We start from the raw sequence: 10,957 nt of genomic DNA on the forward strand, positions 1-10,957 counted from the left end.
ATCCACCTCTTCCCATTCCGAACAGAGAAGTTAAGCCCAACCACGTCGATGGTACTGCCTTTAGGTGGGAGAGTAGATAGCCGCCCTCTTTTTAACATCCTGATTAGTCTAAACTAGTCAGGATGTTTTGTTTTGTACTAAAAGCAAAACGAAAGAAGAATAAGAAATGCAGAACGCTTAGTCTACGATAAAAAGAGTAGCACCATTTTCAGTATATGATCGATGTGGATCTATATCATCCGCTACCTGATAACTCGTACCTGGATTAAGTGTAAATTTTCTTCCATCCGACAACTCAGTAACCAAAATACCTTTTATTACTAGTAAAACGTGTCCACGGTTGCACCAATGATCAGCTAAATAGCCCGGTGAATACTCAACCATACGAACACGTATATTCCCCATTTCAAAAGTTTTCCAATAGGCTTCACCCGCAATTCCTTTATGAGTAGTAGTTGGAACAACACTCCAGTCGATTTTACAAAACGGAACATCCTCAATTTTCATATTCTTTCCCTCATAGTTAAATGTAAATTATTCGATAAATTATATATAATACAGATCAGGAGCCGAAATATTTACTACCCTGGCAATAGATCTATTCTCAACTCGAGATTTGCTTTAAACATCTTATCTCGCCTTCGAATAAAAGAGATCGTCACTATCAGAGAAAAAGTTATGCATATTAGAAGGACCGATTCTATTTGTTTTTATCAAGCTTGAGATATAGAACTCCTGTTCCAGAGAAAAAGGCCTTTGAGGATCCTTATATAAGGTCAAATAGCTTCTAAAATGCAAGGGTGAATCTTCGCTTCGAAAGTTGGCTGCTTTGACCGGAACGATATTTCCATTGCTATCAATATTAGTTCTCTTGTTATATGACAGCTCATCAATCTTGTTAAAATTCAGATTACTTAAATTTGTTGTTTTATATTGAATTTTTGAATTTGGAGGAATGAAGCTGATACTTTCAGGTTCTTTAGTTATTGCGCCATTGAACGATGCCGATGATTGAGAATTATTATAGAAAGAATCTCCGATTGTATTTATATTTGCCGAACCTGATAATGCCATAGTTTTACCCATATAACTGGTAGATATGTCATCAATAATTATAGAAGATCGTTTCCAATCGATATACAAAGGCTCTTTTCCTTTATTGTGAACAGTGATTAGGATAGGTCCATTATCACCATTAAAAGAATAGTAAATATCTAGACTATCGTTTTGTATCACAAACCTTCCTTGCTCGTCTTTGACCGTGTTCTTACTTGCTGAATCTATTGTAGAAAAGAAATAAGTTGAACCACAGGATGAAAAAAAGAGCATAATTCCAAATAGGTATCCGATGCGTTTCATAAGGGTATATTTTAAGTGTTTAGGTTAATTTATTTTTTATTCTAAAAAAGTATCTCAATAAAATTACAGAAATATTCCTTATAGTTACTGATTCTTGTAAAGAATTTGACAAAATTATTTCTGAATTCTCACTAAAAGAAGTTTTATTCTATAAATAGTGGAGTAATGTAATAGGTCTAATTCAATAAGGTAGGAGGAGATTATCATGCTTTTCATCCTAAAAGCCTGCATTAAATTCGTATTGAAAGGATAGCTCAATTATTTCTTTTCTAATGCTTATATGAGGCCTACATTATTTAAGATTTTATGAGTAAGAAGAGAAAAGAGAAAAGCTTCTACCCTTCTCTCTTTTTAAGTATATAGATTATTACTTATTATTCCATATTTTCCATGCTGCTATGGCTTGTAATTGAAGCATTTCACTTCCGTTTTTGGTTTTTGCTCCTTGTTTTGCTCCTAATTCAAGAAACTTTGTTATTGGAGGATTATATACCAAATCATAAAGTAGATGAGAACTAGTCAGGTATTCATAAGGGATAGCCGGGCATTCATCCACATTCGGAAATGTGCCTACAGGAGAAGTATTCACTATCACTTTGTATTCAGATAAGGTTTCTTCTGTAAGATCGTTGTATGTGAAGAAATGTGGACGTGCAGTGCGTGATACATATTTAGATTCTATTCCCAAACGTTCTAATCCATATTTTACAGCTTTCGAAGCCCCTCCTGTTCCCAGTATCAGGGCTTTTTTATGCAGTAATGGATCAATCATTGGCTGTATTGAATTCTGAAAGCCTATTAAGTCAGAATTATATCCTTTCAAAACGATTCGATCATCTTCTCTGATGACTTTAATTACATTTACTGCTCCGATAACTTTTGCTGTGTCATCCAATTCATCTAAAAAAATAATGACCTGTTCTTTATAAGGAATCGTTACATTCAAACCTTTTATATTTAGATCTGATGTTATGATTGAAGGAAGAGTATTTATATCGGAGATTTCGTAATTAGAATATTCTGCATCAATATTTTCGTTCTCGAATTTTTCACTGAAAAATTTAGACGAAAAAGAATGTTTAAGGGGATAGCCTATAAGTCCGTATTTTTCCATTAGATCTTTTTATAAGCAAAAATAATCATTTACCCGTTATCAAGAAAGAGAATGTAATATTTAGCACTTACTATGGCCTAAATATGGATAAATTAGAAAAATATAAGGAAAAGATTAGAATTCTTAAAATTTAATATAGTAATCTAGAATAGATCTTGACAATTATATATAGATGAATAATTGCTTAATGTACAAACAAGGTGACAACAAAAATACGTAAAAAGTTCATATGAATAAACGGAAATATAAAAGAGGATGTGCATTATAGTATTCTATATCGTATAAATAGTAATTCTATTTCCTTTTAATTTAACAAATTAAAAGCACAATTCCAAATAACAGGGCATATATTTTATTGAAAAACCACGAAATTACTTCTTTTATCTTATTTGATACTTCGACTTGGATTCTTAACAATTTCCAGCTTATGTGTAGACAACCTGGAATATAGTTTTACAGAGACTATAAGTTGTCGTAAGAAATATACCACATCTATGGTATTTTTCAATTAGTATATATTAGCTTCTTTTGTGAAAGAATTTTAATACTCAGATTTAAAGGTTTATCATTAATAGTTACAAGGTATGAAATCAGAATTTTTCACATCAACAAATCAGAATTATCCAAAACAAGAGAGAACTTCTCTATCTTGTTTATCATTGGCTAATCAAGCTGTGGAAGCTTTACTTACCGATATATATTGTTGTCCGCATATGCGAATGTGCATGCCTTGCTAATCAACTTTTTTTAATTGTAAGGTAATATACCTACTCATCATTATTTACTAAAACAGAATTAATAAAAAAGAGACAATATGAAAACTTCAAAATATATCAAAATAACATTCATTACTGCTTTACTACTAGTAAGCACATCTATAGTTGCTCAGAATTCAGATAATACATTATATATAAAAGGAGCAAATTTTACTCATCCTATATTAAATGCATGGATAAACGAATACAGTAAAGTTAATCCTAATGTAGTAATTAAAGTAGCTGACCGCAATACAAACAGCGAAGCTATAGATATTAGCGTAGTTACAAATGAAAATCAAATAAAAGATCCTGCACAACAATCTTTGCAAGTTGCCAGATACGCGATTCTGCCAGTAGCAAATAAACAAAATCCTCTTTTCGCCGAAATCAACAATAAAGGTTTGGATAAAAATAAAATCAAGCAATTGTTTTTCGAAAAAGATATTGATGATGCAGGTAAGTATCCTTTCAAAAATGAAGTTACAATCTACTCAGGAAGTTTAGAAACATCTAACTCTGAAGTAATATCAGTATATTTTGGAAAGACCGGAGATCAGTTAAAAGGTAAAAAAATAGCAGGAGATGATATTTTCCTTATCAATGCTCTGAAAAAAGATGAGTCTGGTGTTGCTTTCAATTATTTATCATACATATATGACACTAAAACCCGTGAATTAAAAGAAAACATCGCCATACTTCCAATTGATTTGAAGAAAGACCAATGGCAAGCTGTAAATTCTGGAATAGACGCAACTCTTTCATTATTGGAAGGTGAAAAAATAAATCTTATCCCGATTGAGACTGTTAGCTTGGCTTTTGATGAAAAACTACCAAAGGAAGTTCAAAATTTTATTGAATGGGTTGTTACAGATGGTCAAAAACTGAACCATGATTACGGATTTCTTAATATCGACTCTAAAGAGAAGAAAAATATCCAACAACAAATTATCAACTATGCAAGTTTGGCGAAATAAGGTCTCAGACCTTAGCAAGGGTAAGCAAAAAGGGAATAGGAAGTTAGGATTAGAAAGTATATCAATAAATACTTTCATCTACATATCTATCCAATAAACAACTAAAAAAAAGACTAAATAATATGTTGCACTTACAATCTCAATCGCTATATAACATAGCGAAAGCACTCTTACTGACTCTATTTTTACTTGGGGGGACAGTAATTTATGCTCAGACAACTATAAACGGAGAGGTTTACGATAGAAATCGTTTGCCTCTACCCGGAGTTTCTATAACATTAAAATCCTCAGCTAAGGTAAATACTGCAACCGATTTTGATGGCAAATTTTCGATAAAAGTGTCGGAAGATTTACCTGTTACCCTTGTTTTCAATTTTTTAGGATACAGAACTCAAGAAGTGGATGTTTATGATAGTAATGAACCGATCAGCGTAACTTTATCTGAAAACAATAATCTTCTGGACGAAGTTGTAGTTACTGCTTTAGGGATATCTCGTGAGAAGAAATCACTCGGATATACTACACAAGAGATAAAGGGGAATGACCTAAATCAAAATGGAGAGACTAATTTGCTGAATTCTCTATCAGGTAGAGTCGCAGGTGTACGTATAACCAATTCACAGGGAGATATGGGGTCATCACGGATTGTTATTCGTGGAGAAACATCAATAAGTGGAGAGAACAGTCCGTTATTTATCGTAGATGGTATCCCTGTAGATAATTCTCAAAAAAACTCAGGAGGAGCTACACGTGACTTTGGAAATACAATAGCGGATATTAATCCGGAAGATATAGAATCGATGAGTGTATTAAAGGGTCCTAATGCCGCCGCACTATATGGTTCGAGAGCTGCTCGTGGAGTAATTCTTATTACTACTAAATCGGGTAAAGGTCAAAAAGGATTGGGCATCTCTGTAAATTCAGGAATACATTTTGCGACAGTGGCTACTTTACCCAGTTTTCAAAACTCATTCGGGCAAGGGATGGACGGTTTGTTCAGCTATGTAGACGGTAAAGGAGGGGGTATTAATGACGGAGTAGATGAAAGCTGGGGTCCTGCAATGAATGGACAACTTATACCTCAGTTCTTCTCTAATGGCAAAGCAGTGCCCTTTGTTGCAAATCCTGACAATGTAAGAGATTTTTTCCGTACCGGTGTTACCTATGACAATTCTATCTCGATAGCTGGTTCTGATACAAAATATGATTTCCGTTTGGGTGTAAATAACCAAAAACAAAAAGGTATTGTACCAAATACGGAGTTGAGCAGAACCAATTTTACAATAAACACCAATTATCATATAACAAAAGATATAACAGTCGGTACAACAGCTAATTATATTATTACTGATGCTCCCAATTTGCCTGGAGGTCCTTCGGGAGGACGTGCAGCAGGCGTTATGCTTCAATTCTTATGGTTTGGACGTCAAGTAGATATAAACGAACTGAAAAATAACAGAGCTGTGAACTGGAACAACAGCTATTATAGCAACCCTTATTGGAATGCTTATTATAATACTGTATCTCAGAAACGTAACCGTTTAATAGGTGATGTACACCTGGAGGCTAAAATTATAGAAGGACTTACATTTAATTTCAGATCAGGAACAGACTATTATAACGATCGTCGTAAATATAAAATCAAATACGGAACCAATGGTACACCTTTCGGTTCGTATGCAGAAGATGCATATACAATCAACGAAACCAATACCGAGGGTATATTACGATATAACACAAAATTATCTGATGACTTTTCGCTAGATGCTTTGGTAGGAACTAACGTGTTGAATCGTAGCGAAGAAAATAATTACCAGAAAGCACCTCGCTTAGCTATACCCGATCTATACACTCTTACAAACTCCAGAGATGCAATTGTAACTTCTAACAATAGTATAAAACTCAGAAGAATATATAGTGTATATAGCTCTGCTCAATTCGGATACAAAAATTATGCGTATCTAAACTTAACTGCTCGTAATGACTGGTCTTCGACTCTTCCTCGTAACAATCGTTCTTATTTCTATCCATCCGTCAGTGCCAGCCTTGTGCTCTCCGAAGCTCTGGATATAAAAAATGATGTTCTCAGTTTCTTAAAAGTACGTGGAGGATGGTCTGAAGTAGGTAACGACAACGACCCTCACAATCTATATACTGTATTCGATGGTCAAACCCCATTTGGAGATAATCCCATCCAGACATCTTCTACTAAAAAATTAAATCCCGAGCTAAAACCGGAAAGAACACGTTCTACAGAATTAGGGTTTGAATTGGGCTTATGGGGCAATAAAGTAAGTATTGATGCTTCATATTATAATACCAATAGCTATGACCAGATTATAGCTGTAAATACATCTGCTGCGAGTGGACATTTATCACAATTACTAAATGCCGGGAATCTTAATAATAAAGGATTTGAAGTGCAGCTGAATGTCCTGCCTATAGAAACTAAAAAATTTAAATGGAACGTGGGATTAAACTATTCACGAAATATCAGTAAACTGACAAGAATGGACGACAAAGGGGAATTAGATAGTTACACAATAGGCTCATCCAACGGAGTAAGTGTACTGGCTAGTGTAGGAAAAGCTTACGGTGCATTATTCGGGACAGCCTACTTGAGAGATAAGGATGGTAATATTATTGTAAATGCCAGTGGATTGCCACAATCTGATCCGACACTAAAAGTTTTGGGACATTTTACCCCGACATGGATAGGGGGCATAAGTAACTCTTTTACTTATAAAAATATACAATTATCGTTCCTGATCGATGCCAGCATAGGAGGAAGTATTTACTCGGGCACTAACAGAACAGGTATGTATACAGGTGTATTGGAACAAACCATGCCCGGACGTAATGCTGATAATGGAGGATTGTACTATTACTTCCAGAATAATGATAAAGAAGGTTCCAAAATATTGTTAGACGCCAGAAGAGCTCCGAACGGCGAAACAGTTTATCAAGATGGAATGATATTCAACGGAGTGACTGCCGACGGCCAAAAGAATACAACTGTTATCAGTGCTCAACAATATTATAAAGCGTCTTACAACATATCCGAAGCATATCTATATGATGCGGACTATATCAAATTCCGTGAAATTACCTTATCTTATTCATTTGATAAAACTTTGACAAAAAGATTAGGGTTACAAGGTGCAACAGTATCTTTTGTCGGACGTAATCTGTTCTTCATCTACAAAGACGCTCCTAATATCGACCCTGAAACAGCGTTCAATACAGGAAATGCACAAGGATTGGAAAGTTTATCCTTACCAACAACCAGAACTATTGGTTTCAACTTGAATTTGAAATTTTAAAAATCAGAAAAACGAACACTTATGTTAAAAAAAATAGCACCACTTATTATACTCGTACTTGCACTTAGTGCCTGCAACGACCAGCTAGACGAAATAAATATCAATCAAAATGCGACGGAACACCCTCGAGCTCCTTTTTTATTGACAGGAGTTCAAAAACAGGGAGCGGACCTATACTGGGGATCAGAAAATAATTATGGCTCTACATTATTATTTGTGCAATTTTGGGCTTCGATACAGTATCCGGAAGCAGACAGGTTTGATCTCGCAAATACTGACTTCACGAGTTTATGGAATAAAGGATATGCAACGCTTATTACTGACCTGAATACAATAATAAATTTCCCGAAAGAAGAAGCTAACGATAATTACAAGGGTATTGCCCTGTCGCTACGATCATGGGTATTTTTACTGCTGACGGATGCTTATGGAAATATCCCATACACAGAAGCCGGACAAAAAATGACACCAGCTTATGATACCCAAAGAGATGTATATTTAGGTCTACTTAAGGATCTTGCAACAGCCCAATCGTTACTTAATACTTCTGCCGAAAAGGTAACCGGTGACGTTGTTTATAATGATGACAAAGGATATGCGGATATTGCTAAGTGGAAAAAATTTACAAACTCCCTACGCCTTCGTATCGCTCTACGAATAGCTGACAGAGAGCCGGATCTGGCAAAACAGGAAATTATAAATGTGGTAAATGATGGAGCAGGATTAATTAGCAGTAACAGCGAGATATTTCAATTCATATATAGAAGTTCTCCACAGCAGAATCCTATCGCTGCAATATTTGAAACACGTGACGATGACCGTATTTCTCAAACAATAGTAAATAAATTGTATGAACTGGAAGACCCTAGATTATCTGTTTTTGCACAGTTACCTTCTGATAATTCGGTCGGCAAGTATGTAGGTCTACCTAACGCTGTGGACAATCCCAGTAGTTGGGGATTTACGAAAACATCAAAACCAGGAGCTTACTTCTTGAAATCAGAATCGCCTGCTGTGATATTCAGTTATGCGGAAGTACAGTTCGGATTATCGGAAGCTGTTGCTAGAGGATTTATAACAGGGGATGCCGAGAACTATTATAAACAAGCAATCACAGCATCATTAAACCAGTTTGGTGTTACAGATACCGCAATTGTAGGTCGCTACTTAAGGCAACCATCTGTAAAATACAATGCCGCAAACTATAAAAAATCGATCGGAGAACAAAAATGGATCGCTTTCTATGGTCAGGGATTAGACGCATTTGCCGAATGGAGACGACTGGATTATCCCGAGCTTAAAGCTGGAAGTGCCAGCGTATTGGACGGGAAAATACCCGTAAGATTCTTCTATCCGGGAACAGAACAATCTTTAAATGGCAAAAGTTATAAAGCTGCTGTTGAAAATCAAGGCGAAGATTTACTTACTACCAGACTTTGGTTCGATGTAAAATAAATTTGAATTCAATATATTGAAAGAGGGGAGATAACAAAACAAGTTATCTCCCATTTTTTTGTATTCTTTCTATTGAACCAATTTTAAAATGCTTGAAATTTTTTATTAATACGTCATTTATTAGTTTCCTGCTTCAACTTAATTACATTATTTATAAAATTGACTAAAAAAATAAAATTCCTCTATCACCTGTGCAGGTCTGTGGCTTAATTTCTATAAGTTTGTATAAACTTTAAATTTGCATTTATGAGAAATATTCTTGGATTCTTTTTATTGACTGTACTATTATTAAGTTGTTCGTCTGAAGAAGAAGATTTTTCAAACAAAAAAGATCAAGCCTTATGGTTGGACGGATATACGACTTCTTCAAGTTCAGTCAACAGTAAAAAAGAATTAGCTGCTGTTCGCTTTTTATTTTTTGATGGAAATAAAGCGGCTTCTTTTGAAGGTGAAACGCGCATGACTAATGTTAATACTTACTCTGAGTATTCTAAACTTCCGGAAGATCCGATTTACTCAAAATTGAATAAAGAAAATAAACTCTTACTTAAAGGTGGATCAACGATAGATCCTGTCTTAGTTGTAAAGACTTCTTCGATTAGTGGGAATACAATTGAAGTGACACTTCCGGTGGGGAAATATTTTGTCGTTGCTATACTTTATTCGAATAAATACGCAACCAGGGTATATGAGCTTGAAAGCCGATATAACCCACAAGCTCTAGATGTCGTTATACCTGTTGATTATTCTCAATATGGAAAAATAGCTTGGCAAAATTGGGGAGATTAATCCTTATTTTACAATAAAGGGGATAAATAAAGTGGGATAACCGGGTTGGGTTATCCCACTTTATTTTTAAGCTATTCGATCGGAATATAAATCTCCGTTTTTAATTTATCGGGAGATGTACGTTCCGGATTATTTAAATATTTTTCAAATCCCGATGTATTTCTTAATTTACAGTCACTCTCAGGAAGCCATTTCCCATAGATAGTATCATAAACACTTCCCAGATGTTCATAGGATCCTTGATAAGAAAATACAGCATATTTGCCTCCCTTTATCTCTTTTACTCCTATCTGTCCTTTGGCTTTTACTTTATCAGTATTTTCATTAAAAACACAAATGTCATCTGCCTTAGGTATACTGTTGGCTTTTTTAGGAATTACCAAACAAATATCAGTACGAAGCTTATCTGCCTCTGTCACTTTCGGGTCATCGTAATACACGCATAGATGTTCTATACCTGCCGAGAATAATTTATTTTCTTTTACATATTGCCACAATTGATTCCACGATCCACAGAAGTCGACATCAGAATATTTTCCGAAAACCTGTATATAAATAGCCTCTTTCGACTCTATTTCCCGTATTTTTGGAGCTTTTAAATTAAGCTCGTTATTTAATAGCAAAGGTTTCATAATAGTGTAATTTTTATTGTTTCTAAACTCTGTTGGCGAAACATTATAAAACAGTTTAAAGACTTTAGATAAAGAAGAGGGAACATCATAGCCAACCTGATAGGCTACATCCTGAATAGGCAAATCGGTATAGCGTAACAATCGAGCTGCAGTCTCGACTCTTATTCTCATAATGAATGCACCTAAAGATTCACCCAGAAATGATTTCATAATCCGATGAAAATGAAAGGGCGAAAAGATTGTTTTCTCCGTTAAAGTTGTGAGGTCTAAATCTCCATTCAGATTATTATTGATGTATTCAATAATAATATTCACTTGCTTCTGATACTCTTCCTTTGTCGTTGTTCTTTGCTGCATGTTTTTAATTATTTCGTTACAAAACTAGAAACAAAAGTATGGTTAGACTTTTCCGATCTTGCTAACATCAATAGTAATATATTATCAGGCAGTAATTAGTAATGCGAATCAGTATTTAAAAAATTAGATAAATAAATGCGATTGCAATTTTACCCATCGTATGTACTAGTAGTCCGGATGTTGATCTGACTTTCTG

The 10,957-nt window shown here is 34.7% G+C and carries 8 protein-coding genes and 1 rRNA gene; 5 read left to right on the forward strand and 4 right to left on the reverse strand.

What is annotated here, in order from left to right; genetic code table 11:
- A 5S ribosomal RNA gene (gene rrf, locus CLV62_RS21190) occupies positions 1–89 on the forward strand; the annotation flags it as partial.
- A gap of 88 nt (positions 90–177) precedes the next feature.
- On the opposite strand, the gene CLV62_RS21195 is transcribed toward rrf, so the two are convergent.
- The 3 genes from CLV62_RS21195 to CLV62_RS21205 all read right to left on the reverse strand — a co-directional run bounded on the left by CLV62_RS21195 (position 178) and on the right by CLV62_RS21205 (position 2,473).
- Complete coding sequence (locus CLV62_RS21195; RefSeq protein ID WP_110312768.1) at positions 178–507, reverse strand: DHCW motif cupin fold protein; 330 nt, start codon at positions 505–507, stop codon at positions 178–180.
- A 123-nt stretch (positions 508–630) separates the two neighbouring features.
- Positions 631–1,359 (reverse strand): hypothetical protein, encoded by a 729-nt coding sequence (locus CLV62_RS21200; protein ID WP_110312769.1) that lies wholly within the window; start codon positions 1,357–1,359, stop codon positions 631–633.
- Positions 1,360–1,726: 367 nt separating this feature from the next.
- Positions 1,727–2,473, reverse strand: a complete 747-nt coding sequence (locus CLV62_RS21205; protein WP_110312770.1) for a shikimate dehydrogenase family protein — start codon at positions 2,471–2,473, stop codon at positions 1,727–1,729.
- An 814-nt stretch (positions 2,474–3,287) separates the two neighbouring features.
- Between CLV62_RS21205 and CLV62_RS21210 the strand changes: the two genes are divergently transcribed.
- The 4 genes from CLV62_RS21210 (at position 3,288) to CLV62_RS21225 (ending at position 9,772) form a co-directional block, all read left to right on the forward strand.
- Positions 3,288–4,205, forward strand: a complete 918-nt coding sequence (locus CLV62_RS21210) for a hypothetical protein (protein ID WP_110312771.1) — start codon at positions 3,288–3,290, stop codon at positions 4,203–4,205.
- A gap of 122 nt (positions 4,206–4,327) precedes the next feature.
- Complete coding sequence (locus tag CLV62_RS21215) at positions 4,328–7,528, forward strand: SusC/RagA family TonB-linked outer membrane protein (RefSeq protein WP_110312772.1); 3,201 nt, start codon at positions 4,328–4,330, stop codon at positions 7,526–7,528.
- Between the two features lie 21 nt (positions 7,529–7,549).
- A complete protein-coding gene (locus CLV62_RS21220; RefSeq protein ID WP_110312773.1) occupies positions 7,550–8,983 on the forward strand; it encodes a SusD/RagB family nutrient-binding outer membrane lipoprotein in 1,434 nt (477 codons plus the stop codon).
- Positions 8,984–9,229: 246 nt separating this feature from the next.
- On the forward strand, positions 9,230–9,772 hold the full coding sequence (locus CLV62_RS21225; RefSeq protein ID WP_110312774.1) for a hypothetical protein: 543 nt from the start codon (positions 9,230–9,232) through the stop codon (positions 9,770–9,772).
- A 71-nt stretch (positions 9,773–9,843) separates the two neighbouring features.
- On the opposite strand, the gene CLV62_RS21230 is transcribed toward CLV62_RS21225, so the two are convergent.
- Positions 9,844–10,761: an AraC family transcriptional regulator gene (locus CLV62_RS21230; RefSeq protein ID WP_110312775.1), complete on the reverse strand. Its 918-nt coding sequence runs from the start codon at positions 10,759–10,761 to the stop codon at positions 9,844–9,846.
- Between the last annotated feature and the right edge of the window lie 196 nt (positions 10,762–10,957).

Origin of the sequence: Indolivaga alginatilytica (assembly GCF_003201355.1) — a bacterium.
In the GTDB taxonomy this organism is placed as follows: Bacteria; Bacteroidota; Bacteroidia; order Bacteroidales; family Dysgonomonadaceae; genus Dysgonomonas_A; species Dysgonomonas_A alginatilytica.

Bases quoted from the DNA above. Each gene is read 5' to 3' on its own strand.
- CLV62_RS21195 (WP_110312768.1), bottom strand. From the start codon at position 507: ATGAAAATTGAGGATGTTCCGTTTTGTAAAATCGACTGGAGTGTTGTT.
- CLV62_RS21200 (WP_110312769.1), bottom strand. From the start codon at position 1,359: ATGAAACGCATCGGATACCTATTTGGAATTATGCTCTTTTTTTCATCC.
- CLV62_RS21205 (WP_110312770.1), bottom strand. From the start codon at position 2,473: ATGGAAAAATACGGACTTATAGGCTATCCCCTTAAACATTCTTTTTCG.
- CLV62_RS21210 (WP_110312771.1), top strand. From the start codon at position 3,288: ATGAAAACTTCAAAATATATCAAAATAACATTCATTACTGCTTTACTA.
- CLV62_RS21215 (WP_110312772.1), top strand. From the start codon at position 4,328: ATGTTGCACTTACAATCTCAATCGCTATATAACATAGCGAAAGCACTC.
- CLV62_RS21220 (WP_110312773.1), top strand. From the start codon at position 7,550: ATGTTAAAAAAAATAGCACCACTTATTATACTCGTACTTGCACTTAGT.
- CLV62_RS21225 (WP_110312774.1), top strand. From the start codon at position 9,230: ATGAGAAATATTCTTGGATTCTTTTTATTGACTGTACTATTATTAAGT.
- CLV62_RS21230 (WP_110312775.1), bottom strand. From the start codon at position 10,761: ATGCAGCAAAGAACAACGACAAAGGAAGAGTATCAGAAGCAAGTGAAT.